Raw genomic sequence first — 21103 nt, 5'->3', positions numbered from 1 at the left:
CCTTTACAAAATCGTCAGGTTCACGCGTGATACATAGCTACCAATAGTATGATATAAACGCCAAGAAACTGATAGTTCCGAAATTTACAATACATTTGTCGCAGCCTGCCCCTACAATGAGCGTGTAAACACGAACAAGCGGGGGGATCTTTCATGCATCCACAGAAAAGCGAAAGAAAGAAGCTGCCAAAACAACTCGTCCTATCCACGGCAGCTTTAGGAACGGCTTTAACCTTTGCGCTGTCGCCGTCAGTGCCATTCGCGCAGAAGGCAAATGCCCATGGCGGAGAGGCAGAATACCTTCCACTCCGGGAGATGGTGGAGGAATTCGGAGGCACCGTTGCGTGGGATAGCAAAACCCAAACGGCACAGGTCAAGCGCAGTGGCACCATTGTAACATTGAAGCCGAATCAGTCACAGGTGCTGGTAAATGGTACTTCTATCCAGCTGGAGGCGCCCGTTGTCTATAAAAATGGATCGTTGTACGTAACGCATCATTTCCTCAACGAAGTATTCCAATCCGAGCTGGATCAGACGGTTTCGGTTCAAAAGGTGGAGCATCCTTTGAATCCGTTGACAGCAGAAGAGATTAACAGTGTTGTAAGCGCTGTCAAAGCGTCCGAATCCTATAAACAGAGCATGCGCTTTACGCAAATCTCGTTGAAGGAGCCGGAAAAAGCCAAGGTATGGAGCTGGGTATACGGGCAAAAGGGCGCATTTGAGCGAGAAGCGAATGTCGTGATGCTGGATGGCAAAAAGGTCATCGAGGCACAGGTAAACCTCGCGACGAAGAAGCTCGTCTCCTGGAAGGAAGTCGAGGGGGCACACGGGATGGTCATCTTGGATGACTTCCAGACTGTCCAAGCCGCAATCGAGCAGAGCAGTGAGTATGCGGATGCCCTGAAAAAACGGGGGATCAATGACGTGAAAAAGGTAGTTGCGACTCCGCTCACCGTCGGGTATTTCAACGAGGCAGATGGCTTGAAGCAGGACCTGCGTCTGCTGAAGGTCGTCTCTTACCTGGATGTGGGAGACGGAAACTACTGGGCGCACCCGATCGAAAATCTGGTAGCGATCGTGGACCTGGAGCAAAAGAAAGTGATCAAGATCGAAGACGCAGGCGTAATCCCGGTGCCTTTGAAGCCGACTCCTTACGATGGCCGCAGCCAGCAAGCGAAGCAAAACGTCAAGCCGCTCACGATCACGGAGCCGCAAGGGAAAAACTACAGCTTTGACGGTAATACGATCCATTGGGGCAACTGGGACTTCCACCTCCGGATGGATTCACGCGTAGGTCCCGTCCTGTCGACGATGACGTACAACGACAATGGCATCAAGCGCAAAATCATGTACGAGGGCTCGCTGGGCGGGATGATTGTTCCTTATGGCGATCCGGACGTGGGCTGGTATTTCAAAGCGTATCTGGACTCCGGGGACTACGGGATGGGAGTATTGACCTCTCCGCTGGAAAAGGGTACGGACGTACCGGATAACGCGCAGCTGCTTGAGGCGACCATCTCGGACAACGACGGAAACCCGTACACGATTCCAAATGCCATGGCGATCTTTGAGCAATACGCCGGACCGGAATTCAAGCACCAGGAGATGGGAAAAGACAACGTGAGCCGCGAGCGCCGTGAGCTGGTCGTTCGCTGGATCAGTACAGTGGGCAACTACGACTACATTTTCGACTGGATCCTGTCTCCGAACGGAACGATCAAGATCGATGTGGGCGCGACAGGTATCGAAGCAGTGAAGGCCGTGAAATCCTCCACGATGCACGATCCGACTGCGAAGGAGGATACCCGCTACGGCACGCTGATCGATCACAACATCGTCGGAACGACTCACCAGCACATTTACAACTTCCGCCTCGATCTCGATGTGGATGGCGAGAACAATACGTTGACAGAGGTTAATCCGCAGATCGCCGAAAATACAGCAGGTGGTCCGCGCAAGAGCGTGATTGTTACCGAGCAAAAGACCGTGACCACGGAGCAGGACGCAATCCAGACCTTTGACCCGTCCACGATTCGCCTGCTGAGCAATCCTTCCAAGGAAAACAAAGTCGGAAACCCGGTTTCCTATCAGATCATGCCGTACGCTGGAGGAACACATCCGGTGGCAAAAGGAGCTATGTTCAGCAAGGACGAGTGGCTGTACAACCGCGTGAATTTTATGGACAAACAAATCTGGGTCACCAAATACAATCCAGACGAGCGCTATCCAGAGGGAGAATACCCGAACCGTGCAAAGACGGATACAGGCTTGAAGGAGTTTACCGCAAACAACGACTCCATCGAGAACACAGATAATGTGGTGTGGATGACCACGGGCACGACGCACGTAGCTCGGGCAGAGGAATGGCCGATCATGCCGACGGAGTGGGTGCACGCGATGCTCAAGCCGTGGAATTTCTTCGATCAGACACCTACCTTGGACTTGCCTGAGAAAAAGTAGCGCTGCCATGTAAGATCAATCAAATGGGAATCGGGGGAGTTTAAGATGGCACAATCATACCAATTGTTCATTGATGGAAAATGGGTAGATGCTTTGTCAGGCACGACATTCGATTCGTTCAATCCGGCGACGGGAGAAGTAAACGGCGTGGTGGCTGAAGCGGGGGCGCAGGACGTTGATCTGGCGGTAAAAGCTGCGCGCAAAGCGTTTGAAACCGGAGCTTGGGCGGAAATGGCGCCAAGTGATCGCGGCAGGCTGCTGTACCGTGCCGCACAAAAAATGTGGGAGAAGCTCGATTATCTCGCAGAGGTAGAGTCCAGTGACAACGGCTTGCCGATCAACGAAACGAAGTACATTGCGATGCCCGCAACCATCGACGTGCTGGAATTCTACGCGGGACTCGCCAACAAAGTGCAGGGAGAGACGCTGGCTTCTCCGGGAAATCGCTTCAACTACACGCTGCGAGAGCCACTAGGCGTCATTGGCGCGATCGTGCCGTGGAACTTCCCGCTCATGCTGGCGATGTGGAAGCTGGCTCCGGCTCTGGCAGCGGGCAACACCATCGTCATCAAGCCGGCGGAGCAGACGCCGATCAGCATGCTGGAGCTGGCAAAGGTATTTCAGGAAGCGGGAATCCCGGATGGCGTCATCAACGTAGTTCCCGGGTTCGGCGCCGTTGCGGGAGACGCGCTGTCTTCTCATCCGGATGTAGACAAAATCGCCTTTACGGGTTCGACCTCGACAGGCAGACTGATCATGCAGGCGGCAAGCAAGCATCTCAAGCCTGTAACACTTGAGCTTGGAGGCAAATCGCCAAACATCGTCTTCGCCGACGCAGAGCTGGACGATGCCGTGAATGGCGCCCTCTTCGGAATTTACTTTGCGCAAGGCCAAGTGTGCGCGGCGGGTTCTCGTCTGTTCGTACAGGACAGCGTCTACGACCGCTTCCTAGATGCTTTCAGCAAAAAGGCGCAAACCATTCGGGTCGGCAACCCGCTCGATCCTGCCACGCAAATGGGTCCACAAGTATCGATGGCTCAGCTGGAGCGGATCGAGCACTATGTAGAAAAGGGACTGGAGGAAGGAGCCAACCTCGTGCTGGGCGGCAAACGCAATCCGCAGGCAGGCACCGGCTATTTCTTCACACCAACCATCTTTGAAAATGTGACGAACAACATGACCATTGCCCGTGAAGAAATTTTTGGTCCGGTCATCTCGGTCATTCGCTTCAAGGACGAAGAGGACGCGCTCCGTCTGGCTAACGAAACGACCTATGGACTCGCTTCCGGTGTTTGGACCAACGATTTGAAACGCGCACATCGCATGGCACGTGGCCTGCACGCAGGAACGGTGTACATCAATACGTATTCCATGCTCGACAGCACCACACCGTTTGGCGGTACGAAGCAGAGCGGCTTTGGTCGCGAGCTGGGGATGCAGGCGATGGACATGTATACGCATACGAAGAGCGTCTGGGTCGACCTGGGCAAGCAAGGCCTGAACTGGTACGGGGTATAAAAGAGAGCAAGATTACAGCAAGGTGCGATCAGCCTTCCTCATGCAGGGAGGCTTTTTTTCATTCCCTACACTTTGAAAGCGGAAAGGGCACGCGTCTGGTGCACGTAACACGTTATAATAGAATGGCAAAAGTAAACAATAATAAGGGCAATTCTGTGCAGAAATAGAAGGCTGCAAACCCAATGACGCATAGAAAAAGGAGTTACAATGACAGAGAAAAAAGCAGGTCGCAGTGCTGGATGGAATTTCGACAACAGTTATGCTCGTTTGCCTCAAACCTTCTTTACCGAGCAACCGCCAACCCCTGCTCGCTCGCCAAAGCTGGTCATCCTGAATGAAGCTTTGGCAGGTTCACTTGGGTTAAATAGTGATGCGCTGAAAAGGGAGGATGGCGTGGAAGCTCTTGCAGGCAGCCAGATTCCCGAAGGTGCTCTGCCGCTGGCGCAAGCCTATGCCGGGCATCAATTCGGCTATTTTACGATGCTGGGGGATGGCAGGGCGGTCCTGCTCGGCGAACAAGTGACACCGGATGGACAGCGGTTTGACATTCAGCTGAAAGGGGCGGGACGGACGCCTTATTCCCGGCGTGGCGACGGGCGCGCGGCACTTGGGCCGATGCTTCGCGAGTACATCATCAGCGAAGCGATGCACGCTCTTGGGATACCTACCACGCGCAGCCTGGCTGTCGTGACCACGGGCGAGAATATCATTCGCGAAACGTATTTGCCCGGTGCCGTTTTGACTCGTGTGGCTGCCAGCCATATTCGCGTAGGCACGTTTCAATATGCCGCCAAATGGGGGACTCAGGAGGAGCTGCAGGCCTTGGCAGACTACACCCTCGAGAGGCATTTTGCGAAACCGGACGAGGGGGAAAACCGCTATTTGTTCCTTCTGAAAGAAGTGATCAAACGGCAGGCTGCGCTGATTGCCAAATGGCAGCTGGTCGGCTTCATTCACGGCGTGATGAACACTGACAACATGGCCCTGAGTGGAGAAACCATTGACTACGGCCCGTGCGCCTTCATGGACACGTTCGATCCAGCCACCGTCTTTAGCTCGATTGACGAGCAGGGGCGCTACGCCTATGCGAATCAGCCGTATATTGCCGTGTGGAATCTCTCGAGATTTGCGGAAACGCTTCTCCCGCTGCTGCATGACGATCAGGAGCAGGCAGTCAAAGCGGCAGAAGGAGCACTTGCAGGTTTTGCCGAGCGGTATACGGGGGAATGGCTAAATGGGATGAGGGCGAAGCTGGGGCTCTTTACGGAAGAGGAGCAGGACGGATCGCTTGTAGAGAGCTTGCTCAAATTGATGGAAAAAGAGAAAGCCGACTATACGAATACGTTCCGAGCCCTCACGCTGGATAAGCCGCAAGAGTCGGCGATGTTTGGCACACCGGAATTTACCGAATGGCTGGGGCAATGGCAAGCAAGGTGGGACAGACAGCCGCAGTCCAAGGAGGAATCTCTGCAGCTGATGCGCCAGAACAATCCAGCTGTCATCCCTCGCAACCATCGCGTAGAGGCAGCGTTGGACGCGGCAGTGACAGGAGATTTCAGCGTGCTGGAAAGGCTGCTGGACGTGCTTGCAAGGCCGTTTGCGTATACGACCGATCAGGAAGAGTACGCGGCTTTGCCTGCACCCTCGCACTATCCTTATCAAACCTATTGCGGGACCTAATGCACAATACGAAAAGGCAGCGAATGACGGAAAGGTCTATCGCTGCCTTTTTTGATTTTCTACAGAGAGCTTACGCGTTGGCCTTCTCCGGTACGAGCAGATCTCGCAGCGCTGCCTCTAGATCGGTGTGACCAAAGGAAAAGCCGCTCTCTAGCAGTTTCGCCGGGACACAATTGCGGCCAGTCAAAGCGAGACTAGGGTCCGTTCGCATGACTAGATAAGCGCCGAGCCAGACGAAGGGTGCAGGAGTCGGAGGAGCCCAGCCCTTGTTCAATACCTTGCGAAGCGTCTGCATGAACTCACGGTTGGTAACCGGCTTTGGACCCGTAGCATTGACAATGCCGCTGACCTGCTCGTTTTCCATGGCATAGAAAAACATCTCGTTCAAGTCATCTACATGCAGCCAGCTAATGTATTGATTCCCACTGCCGACAGTGCCGCCGAGTCGCATCGAAGCAAGCTTGGCGAGAGGCTCGAGGGCACCGCCATTTTTCCCCAGCGCAAAGCCGATCCGCAGCATGACCTTGCGTGTATGCGTCAGCTCGCGTTCAAAAAACGCCTGCTCCCACCGCTGGCAAACCTGCACGGAAAAGCCTGTGCCATGCGGGGCATTCTCGTCGCATTCCTGCAGCGTATCGCCGAAAATAGCGAGAGAGCCGGCTTGCACAAAGACAGCGGGAGGCTTTGCGCTTGCCAGAATCGCATCGGTCAGGACTCGCACGGAATCCAGGCGAGAACGAATGATTTCCTCTTTGTTTTTGGGCGTGTACAAGCAGTTGACGCTTTTGCCGGTAAAGTTGATGACGGCATAGCTGCCATCGATTTCATCTGTCCAAGCTCCTCTTGTCGCGCCATCCCATTGCAGATAGCGGATAGATCCAGCTGCCCGAGAATTCCCTCGAGTCAGAATTACGACCTCAAATCCCTTTGCAGCGAGAAAATCAGCCAAGGCGTTTCCCAGAAAGCCGGAGCCGCCAGCCAGCACGATTTTTTTACTCATGGTAACATCCCCCTCTCGGACCTTCCTCTTTTTGGTAGATCATGGTGGGCTCTCTGAGGTATATTGTACTGGAATAAACAGGGAATGGACAGAGGAAGGGGAGGGGATGCGATGAAAAGGCAACGGATCCTGCTGCTGGGGGGAAGCGGCTATCTGGGTGCGCAAATAGACAGCTGCCTGAGGGCGAGCCAAGAGCATGAAGTAGTCGCCACCTGCTTTTCGGGCGCGATCCAGCCGGGATGGACTCGGGTCAATGTGAAGGACGCAGAGACTTTTGCGGCGCTGGTCTCTGCAGCTTCACCGGACGTCCTCATATGGGCACTTCGGGGGAATGATAGCGCGGATGCCCAAGAGCTGATCGAAATAGGCATGCGGGTACTGCTCGCCCATATACCGAAACAGGCAAAATTGATCTATCTTTCCACGGATGGCGTGTTCGGCAATAAGTCAGGCCCGTTCACCGAGCAAGAAGAATGGGAGCTGCTGGATGAAAGAAATCCACTGGCAGGCTACTGCCTGGCCAAAATCATGGGGGAGCAGAAGGTACGTGAACAGCATGATCATCACCTCATTCTGCGTTTTGGACCCATCTATGGAAAGAATGTGCAAGGCATCTGGGACAAACGGACAAAGGCATTGGTCAGCGAGCTTCAGGAAGGCAGAGGAGTCGTACGCACTCAAAATCTGTACAAGTCATTCGTTCATGTGGAGGATTTGGGCCGTGCAGTAGCAGAACTCGTGACAAGCTCGCACAAAGGCACCCTTCACTTGGGACCGGAGGAAAAAGCGAGCTACTACACGTTTTGCCGGAGCATGGCGAAAGATTTCGGCTATGCTCCCGAGCTGGTACATGGGGAGATCTTGTCTGCTGAAAAAGCCCGAGAGCTGGGGATTCCGCTTGATACCTCACTCGATACGAGCAAGGGGAGGGCATGGGTAAAGACGGAATTTCGAGGGCTATCAGGGCAGGAGAAATGAGAGAACGATGAGAAGATAAAGGAAGAATGAGAACATGGAGGGGGAGTGGGAATGAGAACAATTGGACTGATCGGCGGCATGAGCTGGGAGTCTTCCCAGGTGTACTATCAAAAGGTGAACGAAGCGGTGAGAGATCGGTTGGGAGGCTTGCATTCGGCGAAATGCATCCTGTATTCGGTCGACTTTGCTGAGATAGAAGAGCTGCAGCATGCAGGAAAGTGGGAGGAAGCTGGCACGCATATGGCGAATGCCGCTCGCAGTCTGGAGGCAGCAGGAGCAGACATGATCGTCCTTTGCACCAATACGATGCACAAGCTGGCGTATGCGATACAGGGGGCTTCTTCTTTGCCGTTTATTCACATCGCGGATGCGACAGCGGGCAAGATCAAAGCGGACGGGTATCAACGAGTCGGCTTGCTCGCTACACGCTTTACAATGGAGCAAGCGTTTTATACCGGTCGTCTGCAGCAGGAGCACGGGCTGGAGGTACTGCTCCCCGATGAAGCGGGAAGAGAGGCTGTGCATGCGATCATCTACGAGGAGCTGTGCCGGGGCATCATTCGTGAGGAGTCAAAGCAGGTTTACCTGCGCATCATCGATAAACTGATCGAAGAAGGCGCGGAGGCCATAATCCTCGGGTGCACGGAAATCGGTCTGTTGATTACACAAACGGACTGCTCTGTGGCGGTGTACGATACGACAGAGATTCACGCGATTGCCGCTGTGGAAGCTGCCCTGGAAAAATAGCAACCGATATGGCTACAAAAGGTCACCAGCATTTGCTGCGTGGTCTTTTTTTTGAATGGATGAAGGAAGAAAGGCAGCCTGCTTCTTAACGGGTGAAGAGACGGGCTGCCGATTATGTGTTCCATCCAAAGCTACTCGACTGCCAAATAATCCAGTACGATTCCGATAAAAAGCTTCCCGATGTTCAGCATGGAGCGCTCATCTACATCAAACTTCGGATGGTGGTGCGGTTTGATTGCACGCATCAAAAGAAAGCTGGAAACGAATCGTCTGCTCATCTTTGGCTACCACAACAAGGTCACGCTGCTGGCTATGATGTCCTCGAGGGAGGATGTCGATAAGCTGTGTCAAAAGGTCGCTGATGTAGTGGGGGAATGGTCAGAGAGTGAAGGTCTGCCTTTGTGTGCGGGTGTAGGAACGGCAGGTCAAGGGATCGGCGCGATCAAAAAGAGTCACGATGAGGCGCAAAAAGCGCATCGGTGAGGCAGCCAAACGATTTGGCAAAACCTTTATCGTGGATGCCATGAGCAGCTTCGGTGGTGTACCGATGGACATCACAGACCTGCATATCGACTACCTGATCTCCAGCGCAAACAAATGTATTCAGGGTGTACCTGGTTTTGGCTTCATTGTCGCTAAAACAGCATCCCGATGGCGATTGCCACAGAGCTGATCGCCAAGGGTGAAGTCAACAAAACAGGAGTCATCACTCCGGAAGAGGCCTTTGATCCGGCAGTCATTTTTGCTGAATTAGCCAAGCGCCAGATCGTCATCCACGAGGAGATCACAGAGCTGGTAGCACAATCATAGGGGGACATGAAGCGTGTCGTTGTTCGGAGAAGAGCGTAAGCAGATCATTTTGCAACTGGTAAACGCAAACGGTAAGGTACGAACCAACGATTTGGTAGAAAAGCTGCAGGTTTCGTCGGAGTCCATTCGCAGGTATTTGGAAGAGCTCGAATCGGAGAAAAAGCTGAAGCGTGTATACGGTGGAGCGGTCAAGCTGAACCTGGATCGCACGGAGCCGTCCCATATGAGCCGGGAAGTCCTGCGTGCCGAGGAGAAAAAGCGGATCGGCCGCGCAGCCGCAGATTTGGTACAGGACAACGACACGATCGTCATCGACGAAGGAATGACTCCTTTGCAAATGATCACTTTCCTGTCCACCAAAAAAGATTTGACGATCCTCACCAGCTCCATCACCGCACTCAACATGTTGATCGAGTACCAGAACGGCGGCTTGCTCAGCGCCGAGATCTACTTTTTGGGCGGCAAAGTAAACGCCAAGCATCATCGGGTGGGCGGCTCCTTTGCTGAACAAATGATGAAAGACTTTTTCGTGGACAAGGCATTCCTCTCCGTAGACGGCTTGCTCATCCACAAAGGAATTACCTGCTATGATCCGGAGCGGGCAGTGCTGGCAAAACGTTTTATCGAAAACGCAAACGAGAGCATCATCTTGGCGGACCATTCCAAGATCGGAATCAGCACACTGTCCAAGGTGGCTGAGCTGAAGGAAATCGATATCGTCATCAGCAATACGAAAGCGCCTGCTGACTGGAGCAAAGAACTGCAAGCCCACAACGTGACCTGGCTCGTAGCTGAGTAACAAGATGGACAAGTGTAGACCGGTTTTTTCCCAATAGGGAGAGGATCATCTTTTTCCATGGCGTTTTCTGTGTCATTCAAGTTTGTGTTACGATAAGAAAAAGAGGAGTCGCATTGGCTAGAGCTTCTTGTAAACGAGAGGTGGCATCATGCTAAAACGGTTATTTGTTTCAGGCTACAAGGCTCACGAGCTTGGCATTTTCAATGAAAAAAATCCGGGGCTATCCATTATTAAGAAAGCGCTCAAGCGGGAACTCGTAAGATTCCTTGAGGACGAGCTGGAATGGGTGATCATATCCGGTCAGCTCGGGATAGAAATGTGGGCTGCCGAAATCGTTCTGGAATTAAAAAAAGACTATCCTCAGCTGAAGCTGGCGGTCATTACTCCGTTTTTGAATCAAGAGGAAAAGTGGAAAGAAGAGACACAGGATTACTACCGGAATATTGTGATGCAAGCGGACTATCTCAATAGTGTCTATCAATCACCGTACCAGGGAGCCTGGCAGCTCGGAGAGAAAGACAAATTCTTGCTATCCAATTCAGACGGGATCTTGTTAGTGTACGATGAAGAAAACGAAGGTTCCCCGAAGTTTCTAAGTAAGCTCGCCGCAAAAAGAGCGGATCTAGGCGACTATCAGTTATTTCGCATTAATGCCTATGACTTGCAGGCCATTGCTGAGGAACAGCAGCAGGAATTGTACAATGACCATTTCTAAACGAAATAACCAGCATGAGAAGCCGCCGAGGAAGGTGGCTTTTCGAATTTCATCAGTTCGTTTTCAGTTTATAGCACAGCTCCGTCCTGTTCGAGACGCCCAGCTTTCTGTACGTATTTTGCAAATGTCGTTTCACCTTCGCAGCAGCGCAATTGCCAAAACGGTACGTGTGGTATGGAAAAAGATTGTATAATAGGAGGTGTCAAGCCAGTAGATAGAAAAGGGAATGACGTAGGAGAGATGCACATGATTGACAGACTGGACCATTTTGTCTTAACGGTTCGGGATATAGAGGCGACCTGTCGGTTCTACGAGCAAGTCCTCCAGATGAAGCCAGTCACCTTTGGTAGAGGCAGGTGGGCTTTGCAATACGGCCAGCAAAAAATCAACCTGCATCAGGCCGGCCATGAGTTTGAACCGAAAGCACAGCATCCTGCTCCAGGCTCTGCAGATCTTTGTTTTCTCACATCCGTCCCATTGGAACAGGTCATCACGCACATGACAGCCTGTGGGGTAAGAGTCATAGAGGGTCCAGTTGAGCGGACGGGAGCCAATGGTCCCATACTTTCGGTGTACGTGCGTGACCCGGATGGAAACCTCATTGAGATTTCAAATGAGGGAGTGCGCGAACAGCCTGTTCACCCTGACCCAACTGTGGAGAAAATCAGCAGCCTGTTCAAAGGACGGGAGTCAAGCATCATGGGGGACGAGCGATACGGCTCTTTCAGCGTCCTGTTACCTCTCGTACCTATGGAAGGTGGGCGGTTGGGCATCCTGTTTGAAAAGCGGGCAAGCACGATGCGGCGTCAAGCCAACGAAGTCTGTTTCCCCGGAGGACGCACAGAGGAAGGGGACGAATCGCGCTGGGCTACGGCCCGTCGTGAGACAAGCGAGGAGCTGGGGCTGCCGCAGTCGCGCATTCAGCTGATCGGGTCACTGGACATCCTGCTTGGTCCGGGCAGGGGCAGTATTTATCCGTTTGTCGGCTATCTGGAAGGCATCGCAGACATGAATCCGAATCCGGACGAGGTAGGAGAAGTGTTCGTGATCGCCTTGGATACCTTGCTGGGGATGCAGCCTGCCATTCATAAAACTTCGAGCTACATACAGCCCGAAAAGGATTTCCCATTCCATTTGATTCCAGGGGGAGAACGCTATCCATGGCGGTCGGGAACGATCGAGCATTTGTTTTACGAGGTAGAAGGACGTGTCATTTGGGGAATGACTGCGCGTGTGCTAGCGCATTTTCTTGATTTGATCCGACATCAGGTATAGATTGCGTGAAACCATTTGGGAGGAGTGGGGAATGATGTGGCAGGCAAACGCGATAACGACTCGATTGCAGGTGAAATTGCCGATCCTTCAAGCGGGCATGGCTGGTGGAACGACGACTCCGGAGCTGGTCGCAGCCGTTTCGGAAGCAGGTGGACTCGGAACGCTGGGTGCAGGGTATATGAGTGCAGGACAGATGCGTGACGCGATCCGCGCGATTCGTGCTCGGACCGAAAAGCCCTTTGCCGTCAATCTGTTCATCCCGGAGAGCTACGACGGCAGCCAGCCTGTAGCTGATTCGGTTTCAAGCGTAATGAACGAGGTTCGCGACCGGCTGGGCATACCGGCTGATCCAGAGGTAACCCGTTTTGCGGAACCGTTTGAAGAGCAGATGGCTGTCGTACTCGAGGAGCAGGTACCCGTATTCAGCTTTACCTTTGGCGTATTGGAAAAGCGCTGGCTTGCTGAGCTGAAGCAGCGGGGAACCACCACGATTGGGACAGCAACCACCATGCGGGAAGCGATCGCCCTCGAAGCCAGCGGTGTCGATATGATTGCTGCCCAAGGAAGTGAAGGCGGAGGGCACCGCGGATCGTTTTTGCCAGATTCACCGAGCAATCTGATAGGTACGATGGCATTGGTACCGCAGATTGTGGATCGTGTGGACATTCCCGTCATTGCAGCGGGAGGGATCATGGATGGCCGGGGGATTGCTGCTGCGTTTGCACTGGGAGCGCAAGCCGTACAGCTGGGCACCGCGTTTTTGACCTGCGTAGAGAGTGGAGCTCATCCGCAGTACAAGCGCTCTGTTCGTGAGACGAGTGATGAGGCGACGGTCATTACCCGTGCCTTTTCCGGTAAATCGGCCAGAGGCATCGAGAATGAGTTCATGACCTTGCTGGCACCGCATGATCACGAGCTGCCACCTTATCCGGTACAAAATGCGTTGACGCGCGATATTCGAAATGCGGCAGCGAAGCAGGACAGAACAGAGTATCTATCGATGTGGGCAGGTCAGGCAGCTTCGCTTAGCCGGGAAATGTCTGCAGGGGAGCTGGTTGCTGCGCTTGTCGAGGAAACAGAGCGGGTATGCCAGGGGTTGCTCAAAAAATGAGGATCTGCCAGCTTTGAATTCCGCTGCAGGATGAGCTGGAGCTGGAAAAGCGTTTGGATTAGGGTGTGATTGCATAGACGATCACACCCTTTTTGCTGTCTTCCTCAAAAGCGGACCCGGTATTCGCTGCGCTGGGCAAAACGATGGAATCCCGCCCGAAAAAAGGAGTTTGCCATCGGTTCATTGTGCAAGTCCGTATCGGCCCGGATGTAGCGCTCGCCACTTTGCACAAGTGATATCACTCCCCGGTTCAACAGGACGTCCACGTAGCCGCGCCCTCTGAATTCAGGGAGGACTCCGATGTAGCCAATCGTCGCAAACGTGGGACTTTTGGTCGGCATGACGAATCCAATCAGCTCGTTCTCTGGCGTATAGGCAAGCTCCCACCAATGAGCCTCATAAGTCATGCTTTGCAGGTCGTGAAAGATCTCTTTTGCCTGGAGATAGGGACCGAGGTCGGCACGTTCTTGCGCAATCTGTCTGTCGAGAGTGGAAGCGGAGCCGCGCATGATCGCATCGATGAACGAAGCTTCCCCTACTTCCGACAAGCTGCGAAACAGAATGCCTCCGTTTGCTTCCTGACTGCGAGGCTCGTCGGATTTCCATTCGAAACGGGAGGTTTCCCGCTGCAGATGAAACCCTTTCTTTTTTAAAAACGTCTGTCGAGTCGGCCCACTTTCTTGCCATTGCGGGGCCATAGCTGGCGTATCCAGCACATACCCCAGCTGCTCGGCACCTAGCTGTTTGCACATCAGCAGCAGATACTGCCACAGCTGGTCGCCACACGCGTCATCCTCCCAGGGAAGATCGAGCAGAACAATATCCGAAGGTACGTCCTTTCCGGGGAGCGTCCAAAACGCAGCACGCCCGAGTGCTTCACCCTCTTTTTCCACGAGAAAACACCATTCAGGACGCATAGCGCCTTGCGAAAACATATGCTCCACATACGCAAGAATGGAGGCGTGCCGTTCTGGAGGCGTCAAGACAGCGACAAAATCAGAAAGCTCATGCATGGCAACGCGGCGCACGGTATACATGTGTGGATTCTCCCCCTCGGCTTCCTTAGGTAATTTGGTGTATGTAACCTTCGTATTTATTTTTGGTAGTTACTAACTCATCATAGTGAGAAAATTCCTTCCAGTCAATCTAGTTCTTGCACGTACCTTGGTTTTGTTATTTTTCAAGTGCTATAATCGGAATGACACGAATCTGTCCGAAAAAGATTTGCATGGCAGCAATGCGGAGGGGAAAAGCATGAATCAGACAATCGCCCTGAGAGGGACGGTACTTGCGAGTGGCGAGGAAATCGAAAACGGTTTGGTCGTCGTGGCGGGAGGGACCATCCAGTTCGTGGGGGAAGCAGATACGTATCGCGAAGCTCTGCCTGCCGAAGTGATCGAAGTGGGAGAAGGCTGGATTGCTCCTGGTTTCATCGACTTGCATATGCACGGTATCAACGGCTGTGACACGATGGACGGGACACCTGAGTCGCTGCAGGAGATTTCTCGTGCTTTAACAAGGTTTGGCGTTACGACCTTTTTAGCCACGACGATGACAGCGCCTTATGGGGAACTGGAAACCGCGTTGGAGAACATTGCCCAGCAAAAACGGGTAGGCTTAGTAGGGGCGCAGGTAGCGGGGATCCATCTGGAAGGACCGTGGATCAACCCGCGTTATAAAGGAGCGCAAAAGGAAGAGAACATCGCGATTCCAACGCTGGATGCGGTGCGGCATTTCTATGAAAAAGCAGAAGGACTGATTAAGGTCGTCACCATTGCTCCAGAGCAGCCAGAGGCATTGGAGGCGATCGCCTGGCTCAAAGATCGTGGGGTCATCGTATCAGCTGGGCATACCGGAGCGTCCTTTGCCCAAGCGGCTGAGGCTGTCGAAGCAGGAGTGCGTCACTTCACGCACTGCTTCAACGCCATGACAGGCTTGCATCATCGCGAGCCAGGAGTGGTAGGTGCGGCGATGTATCACGAGCAGCTGAGCACGGAGCTGATCGCCGATGGCATCCATGTGCATCCTGCTGTGATGCGAATATTGTATCGCGTCAAAACAGCTGAGCGTCTTGCGCTGGTCAGTGACTCGATGCGAGCTGCGGCGATGGGAGAAGGAACCTACGACCTTGGCGGGCAGGAGGTTCACGTCCAAGGTCAGGAAGCCAAGCTCGCGGATGGGACGCTGGCGGGAAGCATTTTGACCCTGAACCGGGCGGTAGGCAATATGGTGACGCTAAGCGGAGTGCCATTGCCGGAAGCGGTCGAGATGGCTTCCCTGACCCCAGCAACGATCCTCGGCATAGCGGACCGCAAAGGGAGACTGGCGGCCGGCTACGATGCGGACATCGTCATTTTGGACAAGGCATTTCAGGTGCAGGCTACGTTTGTGGCAGGACAGAACGTTTATCGAGCAAACGAAAACTAGAGATGGCATGGAAGACACAAAGGAAGCAGTCTGATCGAAGTGGATCAGGCTGCTCTTTGGCATTTCAAGCTTGCTTTTGGGCGTCTAAAATCTCAAGGTAGTGAGGATTGTACATAATGCCGAGAATGTTTCCAAAGGGATCAATGACGGTAGCCGTGATAAAGCCAGCCCCTCTGTCCTGTGGTTTCTCATGCGGCTGTGCGCCCATCTGCAGCAGCTTCTCATAAGTGGCTGTCACATCGTCAACATGCCAGTAGACAACAACTCCGGAGGGGGAAGCTCCTGACTTCGCAGGGGCATAACGGTTATCGATGATGCCCAGCTCGTGCTGGTAGTCGCCGATACGAAATTCGACGTAGCCTGGTCGACGAAAGTACGGCTCGATGCCAACTAGTTCGGTATACCATTTCGTTGCTGCGTCCAGGTCCTCCGCCCAAAAAATGACGGTACTCATGCCGCGCAAGGTTCTTCCTTCATTCATAAAGCATGCCTCCTCATGAAAGTGGTTTGGTCTGGCTTCCTCTCATCCATATGTATCCATCATAAAGGAGAAAGACTGACAGCAGCTGTCAGGGAATGCATACTCCCCGAAAGAAAAATTCCTTTTCAAAAAAAGACGTAGCATGGGGATTTCTGCAAAAAAGTATTGACAGCTTTTTTTGAGCAGGAGTATAGTGTAAGCATCAAATATGGTACCGGTTACACACGAATGATTTCCACAATCATTCTCTTTTTTCGGAATGTATGTAACCGGTTACACATTGTGAAGAGACGGTGAAGGCAAGCATGGCAACGATACGCGATGTGGCCAAATTAGCGGGGGTGTCCGTGGCAACGGTATCCCGATACCTCAATAAAAATGGATACGTGAACAAGGATACGGAGCAAAGAGTGGCCAAGGCGATCGAGCAGCTCAATTACGAGCCGAATGCGGTCGCGCGCGGTTTGGCTGGGAAGCAGACGGGCACAATAGCGTTAATTCTGCCCGATATTGCCAACCCGTTTTTTCCGGAAATTGCAAGAGGCGTGGAAGATGTGGCTCAAAAGCATGGCTTCACGGTCATTCTGTGCAACTCGGACGATCAAGGCCAAAAGGAAAAATCGTATATCGAAATGCTGCGTAAAAAATACGTCGACGGGATCATTTTCGCCTCCAATACACTGGGACAGGATGACGTCGAGCAAATGAATAAAAACAACATTCCACTCGTGGTGCTTGACCGGGCTCCGACCCGCCAATCGTGCAGTGTCATTCGCTCGCGAAATTACGAGGGGGCAAAGCTGGCAGTATCGCATCTCTTGGACATCGGCTGCAAAAAGATCGCTCATCTGTACGGACCACAGGAGCTGATCACCGCCAAAAAACGGATGCTCGGCTATGAAGAGTCGGTGCTGGATTTTCCGTGGTACACACCAAGCTTGATGGTGCCTGGGCATTTTCGGATGGACGGTGGACTTGCCGCAGTCAAGGAGCTGTTTGCCAAGCACCCGGATGTGGACGGAATCTTTTGCGGTAATGACCTGATGGCGATAGGGGCATTGAAAGGACTTCACCAGCTCGGCATACGCGTACCCGAAGACGTCGCAATCATCGGCTTTGACGGCATCAGCCTGACGGAGATTACCACACCAGAGCTTACGACCATTGCCCAGCCCAACTACGATATGGGGGCACTGGCTGCTAAGGTGCTGATCGAGACGATCCAATCAGGTGTGATGGAAGCCAAGCTGTATGAGCTGGATGTAGAGTTGATCGTGCGTGATTCCACGAAAAGATAAAGGAGAGAGAAACGATGAAAACGCCGCCACAGGTTGTCGTCATTGGCAGTTTGAATATGGATATCGTTGTCGAGGCAAAGCGACCGCCGCTCATGGGAGAGACGGTTCATGGAAACCAGGTTCACTTTATTCCAGGTGGAAAAGGAGCCAATCAAGCAGTAGCCTCTGCCCGTTTGGGAGCCAAGACGACGATGATTGGTGCGGTTGGCGCCGATGCTTTCGGCACGGAGCTGCTGCAAGCGCTGAAGCAGGAAGGCATCGATGTGGAAGCGGTAAAGGCAGAAGCTGACAGCCATACAGGCGTGGCCTCCATCGTGCTGTCCCAGGGCGATAATCAGATCATCGTGGTGGCAGGGGCAAACGGACAAGTCACGGCTGCTGACATCGACCAGCACGTCGATAAGATCAAACAGTCCGATGTGGTGCTTCTGCAATTGGAAATACCTCTGGAAACGGTGATTTATGCAGCTGCCAAAGCAAAAGAGCTGGGCAAGACGGTGGTGCTCAATCCAGCGCCTGCCCGCGAGCTGCCAGATGAACTTCTGAGTCAGGTGGACGTCCTCATTCCAAATGAATCCGAGCTTTATCTGCTGGCCCAGGCGGATGCCAAAATCGAGCTTGCGGACGCCATGCAGGCGATGCTGCAAAAAGGTGTTTCTACCGTCGTGACCACTTTAGGCTCCAAAGGGGCAGCGTATTTGACTGCCAAAGGAGAGCAAGGACTGGTCGCAAGCCATCGCGTTCAAGTCGTAGATACGACAGGAGCGGGAGATTCCTTTAATGCCGGATTCTCCTATGCATTAGCCGGTGGAGCGGCAGTCGGGGAAGCAGTCGCATTCGCTACGAAAGTGGCTGCGCTCGCTGTGACAAAGCTCGGCGCACAGTCAGGTATGCCTACCCTCGCACAAGTAGAGGAATTCATCGCAGAGTAAGGGGGACATTATGAAAAAACTAGGCATTTTAAACAGCGATATTTCAGCGCTGATCAGCCAGCTGGGACATACGGATCGAATCGTCATTTGCGATGCTGGCTTGCCGATTCCTGATTTCGTGACACGCATAGATCTGGCGGTGGTTCCAGGACTGCCTTCCTTTTTTGAAGTGTTGAATGCGGTATTGCTAGAAATGCAGGTAGAGAAGGCGATTTTCGCAGAGGAACTGATCAATGCCCAGCCGAGCGCGCACATCTATCTGGAAGCCGCTCTTCCGGGAGTGGAGATGGAGAGTGTCTCGCACGAAGCCTTCAAGGACCTGACGAAGGAAGCGAAAGCCATCATCCGCACGGGTGAATGCACGCCATATGCGAACGTCATTTTGCAAGCAGGTGTGACGTTTTAATAGCAACACACGGCGAAGAGAGGAGGAGTACACATGTCAGCCTATCTGTTGGAGATGAAAGGAATCAACAAATCCTTCCCGGGAGTCAAGGTGCTAAGTGATGTCCAGCTGAACCTGAAAAGCGGTGAGCTGGTTGCATTGATGGGGGAAAATGGGGCAGGCAAGTCCACTTTGATGAAGATTCTCGGTGGCATTTACGAGCGGGATGCGGGGACAATCATCGTCAAGGGCGAGACACAGGAAAAGATGACGCCGGATATCGCCTCCAGTCGAGGAATTGCGATCATCCACCAGGAGATGAACCTGATTCCCCATCTGTCTGTCATGGAAAACATATTTCTCGGTCGTGAATACACATACGGCAAGAGTGGCTTTGTCAATTGGCGCAAAATGCGGCAGGAAACCAAGCGCTGGCTCGATCAGCTGGCGATCAAGCTCGATCCGGATACGCTGGTCGGCGATCTGTCAGTCGGTCAGCAGCAGATGATCGAAATCGCCAAGGCCCTTTCGATGCAGGCAGACATTCTCGTTCTGGACGAGCCGACAGCTGCCTTGACCAACCGCGAGATCGACGCCCTCTTTGACATGATTGCCTCACTCAAGGAAAAAGGCGTCGGGATGATCTACATTTCACACCGGATGGAGGAAATCTTTCAGGTGAGTGATCGGATCACCGTTTTGCGCGATGGACAGTACGTGGGAACCGTTGAGACGGCCGAGACGAATCTGGACGAGCTGGTGAAAATGATGGTAGGTCGTGAAATCACCGACCGTTTTCCAAAGGTAGAGGTTCAGCTGGGCGGGGAGCGTCTTCGCGTCGAAAACCTGAATGTCAAAGACAAGCTCTCCAATATCTCCTTCTCGATCAAAAGCGGGGAGATTGTCGGAGTGGCAGGGCTGATGGGAGCAGGGCGCACGGAGTTGGCCAAAGCGCTGTTCGGTTTGGAGAAGGTGCGGGAAGGACAGATTCTCGTCGATGGCAAGCCGGTGCGTGTGACGCGGCCGATCGATGCGATCTCTGCGGGAATTGCGCTCGTGACGGAGGACCGTAAAGAAGAAGGTCTGGTCCTGTCGCTTTCGGTGCGGGAGAATATTTCTCTGCCGAATTTACAAAAAGTCTCGTCTCTCGGCGTCATGAAGCCGAGAGACGAGCAGGTGCTGAGCAATGATGCGATCCAGCGCTTGTTCATCAAGACAGCAGGCGGCGAACAGATCGTAGGCTCGCTGTCCGGCGGAAATCAGCAAAAGGTCGTAATCGGCAAATGGCTGGCGAAGAAGCCGAAAATCCTGATACTGGACGAGCCGACTCGCGGTGTCGATATCGGGGCGAAAAAAGAAATCTACGATATTATGAATCGCCTCGCACAGGATGGTGTCGCGATTTTGATGATCTCCTCCGAGCTTCCAGAGGTGCTGGGCATGAGTGACCGCGTCCTGGTCATGCATGAAGGCCGCATCACGGGAGAGTTTACGAGAGAAGAGGCTACACAGGAAATGATTATGCGTGCAGCGACGGGAGGGACTAGCCATGCGGTTTAATGTTTTGCAGAGAATGGGCCCGCTGCTTGGGCTCGCCTTGATTGTCATCGTCCTATCGGTTATTAACAGTGACTTCTTGACAGTAAGCAATATTTTCAACGTGTTGCGCCAGATTTCGATTAATGCCTTGATTGCGTTTGGGATGACCTTCGTTATTTTGACGGGCGGCATTGACTTATCCGTAGGGTCCATGTTGGCTCTTGCAAGCGCTATCACTGCAGGTTTGATGGCGAGCGGTATGGATACGTGGCTGGCTGTCTTGATCGGCCTTTTGGCTGGTGTAGTCATGGGGGCGATCAACGGCATCATCATCACCAAAGGGAAAGTGGCTCCGTTCATCGGTACCTTGGCGACGATGACCGTGTTCCGTGGCCTGACGCTGGTCTACACAGAGGGCAGACCGATTACAGGCTTGAATGAAGACTTCGCGCTGCTGGGGAAAGGCTTTTTCCTGGAGATCCCGATGCCAGTCATCTGGATGCTGATTTCGTTTGCTATCCTGTATTTCTTACTTCGTCATACGACCTTTGGACGCCATGTATACGCACTCGGCAGCAACGAGGAAGCGACCAAGCTGTCCGGGATCAATACGGGCAAAGTCAAAGTGCTCGTCTACTCGATCAGCGGTCTGTTTGCAGCCCTGAGCGGGATCATCCTGACCTCCCGTCTCAACTCGGCGCAGCCAACCGCAGGGACGTCCTACGAGCTCGATGCGATTGCCGCGGTTGTTTTGGGCGGTACGAGCCTGTCCGGAGGGCGTGGGTGGATCGTCGGTACCCTGATTGGGGCGATGATCATCGGTGTGTTAGATAACGGTCTGAACCTGCTGAATGTCTCTTCCTTCTACCAGTCGGTAGTCAAAGGGGCGGTCATTCTCATCGCAGTGCTCTTGGACCGATCTAAAGCTAAATAAATAAAAAGCTTGGA

The 21103-nt window shown here is 53.2% G+C and carries 19 protein-coding genes and 2 pseudogenes; 18 read left to right on the top strand and 3 right to left on the bottom strand.

Going from position 1 to position 21103, the window contains the following annotated elements:
* Positions 1 to 153 precede the first annotated feature (153 nt).
* The 3 genes from tynA to ACLIN2_RS22730 all read left to right on the top strand — a co-directional run bounded on the left by tynA (position 154) and on the right by ACLIN2_RS22730 (position 5658).
* Positions 154 to 2460 carry a primary-amine oxidase gene (tynA, locus tag ACLIN2_RS22740; protein WP_411502211.1) on the top strand — a complete coding sequence of 769 codons (2307 nt, stop codon included), beginning with the start codon at positions 154 to 156 and terminating at the stop codon, positions 2458 to 2460.
* Between the two features lie 45 nt (positions 2461 to 2505).
* Positions 2506 to 3978: an aldehyde dehydrogenase family protein gene (locus tag ACLIN2_RS22735; RefSeq protein WP_092274529.1), complete on the top strand. Its 1473-nt coding sequence runs from the start codon at positions 2506 to 2508 to the stop codon at positions 3976 to 3978.
* Positions 3979 to 4185: 207 nt separating this feature from the next.
* Positions 4186 to 5658, top strand: coding sequence for a protein adenylyltransferase SelO (locus tag ACLIN2_RS22730; protein WP_411502210.1), 1473 nt, complete (start codon positions 4186 to 4188; stop codon positions 5656 to 5658).
* Positions 5659 to 5728: 70 nt separating this feature from the next.
* On the opposite strand, the gene ACLIN2_RS22725 is transcribed toward ACLIN2_RS22730, so the two are convergent.
* Complete coding sequence (locus ACLIN2_RS22725; protein WP_411502209.1) at positions 5729 to 6658, bottom strand: TIGR01777 family oxidoreductase; 930 nt, start codon at positions 6656 to 6658, stop codon at positions 5729 to 5731.
* A gap of 111 nt (positions 6659 to 6769) precedes the next feature.
* On the opposite strand from ACLIN2_RS22725, the gene ACLIN2_RS22720 reads away from it, so the two are divergent.
* From ACLIN2_RS22720 to ACLIN2_RS22680, 9 genes and pseudogenes are all read left to right on the top strand, one after another.
* The gene (locus tag ACLIN2_RS22720; RefSeq protein ID WP_411502208.1) at positions 6770 to 7636 is read left to right on the top strand and encodes a sugar nucleotide-binding protein; all 867 of its coding nucleotides are present in this window, start codon (positions 6770 to 6772) and stop codon (positions 7634 to 7636) included.
* A gap of 51 nt (positions 7637 to 7687) precedes the next feature.
* Positions 7688 to 8383: an aspartate/glutamate racemase family protein gene (locus ACLIN2_RS22715; protein ID WP_411502207.1), complete on the top strand. Its 696-nt coding sequence runs from the start codon at positions 7688 to 7690 to the stop codon at positions 8381 to 8383.
* A 231-nt stretch (positions 8384 to 8614) separates the two neighbouring features.
* Positions 8615 to 8866, top strand: a complete 252-nt coding sequence (locus ACLIN2_RS22710) for a hypothetical protein (protein WP_411502206.1) — start codon at positions 8615 to 8617, stop codon at positions 8864 to 8866.
* Positions 8853 to 9026 (top strand): annotated as a pseudogene (locus ACLIN2_RS22705) (aminotransferase class V-fold PLP-dependent enzyme); the annotation flags it as partial. The gene ACLIN2_RS22710 and the pseudogene ACLIN2_RS22705, both read left to right, overlap by 14 nt.
* A 2-nt stretch (positions 9027 to 9028) precedes the next feature.
* A pseudogene (locus ACLIN2_RS22700) lies at positions 9029 to 9193 on the top strand (saccharopine dehydrogenase); the annotation flags it as partial.
* A gap of 13 nt (positions 9194 to 9206) precedes the next feature.
* Complete coding sequence (locus tag ACLIN2_RS22695; protein ID WP_411502205.1) at positions 9207 to 9992, top strand: DeoR/GlpR family DNA-binding transcription regulator; 786 nt, start codon at positions 9207 to 9209, stop codon at positions 9990 to 9992.
* A 148-nt stretch (positions 9993 to 10140) separates the two neighbouring features.
* Positions 10141 to 10707: a DUF1273 domain-containing protein gene (locus ACLIN2_RS22690; protein WP_411502204.1), complete on the top strand. Its 567-nt coding sequence runs from the start codon at positions 10141 to 10143 to the stop codon at positions 10705 to 10707.
* A 246-nt stretch (positions 10708 to 10953) separates the two neighbouring features.
* Positions 10954 to 11982, top strand: a complete 1029-nt coding sequence (locus ACLIN2_RS22685) for a VOC family protein (protein WP_092274558.1) — start codon at positions 10954 to 10956, stop codon at positions 11980 to 11982.
* 34 nt (positions 11983 to 12016) lie between these two features.
* Complete coding sequence (locus ACLIN2_RS22680; protein WP_411504581.1) at positions 12017 to 13093, top strand: NAD(P)H-dependent flavin oxidoreductase; 1077 nt, start codon at positions 12017 to 12019, stop codon at positions 13091 to 13093.
* Between the two features lie 104 nt (positions 13094 to 13197).
* On the opposite strand, the gene ACLIN2_RS22675 is transcribed toward ACLIN2_RS22680, so the two are convergent.
* Positions 13198 to 14130, bottom strand: a complete 933-nt coding sequence (locus ACLIN2_RS22675) for a GNAT family N-acetyltransferase (protein WP_411502203.1) — start codon at positions 14128 to 14130, stop codon at positions 13198 to 13200.
* 217 nt (positions 14131 to 14347) lie between these two features.
* On the opposite strand from ACLIN2_RS22675, the gene nagA reads away from it, so the two are divergent.
* On the top strand, positions 14348 to 15520 hold the full coding sequence (gene nagA, locus ACLIN2_RS22670; RefSeq protein ID WP_411502202.1) for an N-acetylglucosamine-6-phosphate deacetylase: 1173 nt from the start codon (positions 14348 to 14350) through the stop codon (positions 15518 to 15520).
* A gap of 64 nt (positions 15521 to 15584) precedes the next feature.
* Here the strand turns inward: nagA and ACLIN2_RS22665 are convergent, their stop codons facing one another.
* The gene (locus ACLIN2_RS22665; protein WP_411502201.1) at positions 15585 to 16001 is read right to left on the bottom strand and encodes a VOC family protein; all 417 of its coding nucleotides are present in this window, start codon (positions 15999 to 16001) and stop codon (positions 15585 to 15587) included.
* A gap of 305 nt (positions 16002 to 16306) precedes the next feature.
* Here ACLIN2_RS22665 and ACLIN2_RS22660 point away from each other — a divergent pair, with 305 nt between their 5' ends.
* The 5 genes from ACLIN2_RS22660 to ACLIN2_RS22640 are packed head-to-tail and all read left to right on the top strand — an operon-like array spanning position 16307 to position 21089.
* Entirely contained in the window at positions 16307 to 17299 is a 993-nt protein-coding gene (locus ACLIN2_RS22660) for a LacI family DNA-binding transcriptional regulator (RefSeq protein ID WP_301171949.1), read from the top strand.
* A 14-nt stretch (positions 17300 to 17313) separates the two neighbouring features.
* Positions 17314 to 18231, top strand: coding sequence for a ribokinase (gene rbsK / locus ACLIN2_RS22655; protein WP_411502200.1), 918 nt, complete (start codon positions 17314 to 17316; stop codon positions 18229 to 18231).
* 10 nt (positions 18232 to 18241) lie between these two features.
* The gene (gene rbsD / locus ACLIN2_RS22650) at positions 18242 to 18637 is read left to right on the top strand and encodes a D-ribose pyranase (RefSeq protein WP_411502199.1); all 396 of its coding nucleotides are present in this window, start codon (positions 18242 to 18244) and stop codon (positions 18635 to 18637) included.
* Between the two features lie 33 nt (positions 18638 to 18670).
* Positions 18671 to 20176 carry a sugar ABC transporter ATP-binding protein gene (locus ACLIN2_RS22645; protein ID WP_400585530.1) on the top strand — a complete coding sequence of 502 codons (1506 nt, stop codon included), beginning with the start codon at positions 18671 to 18673 and terminating at the stop codon, positions 20174 to 20176.
* Positions 20166 to 21089, top strand: coding sequence for an ABC transporter permease (locus tag ACLIN2_RS22640; protein WP_122961284.1), 924 nt, complete (start codon positions 20166 to 20168; stop codon positions 21087 to 21089). The genes ACLIN2_RS22645 and ACLIN2_RS22640 overlap by 11 nt, the downstream gene beginning before the upstream one ends.
* Positions 21090 to 21103 lie beyond the last annotated feature (14 nt).

This window comes from Brevibacillus centrosporus, assembly GCF_046622605.1.
Taxonomy (GTDB): Bacteria; Bacillota; Bacilli; order Brevibacillales; family Brevibacillaceae; genus Brevibacillus; species Brevibacillus centrosporus.
Note: the sequence above shows the minus strand (reverse complement) of the source record. Positions and strands in the feature narration are given on the sequence as shown.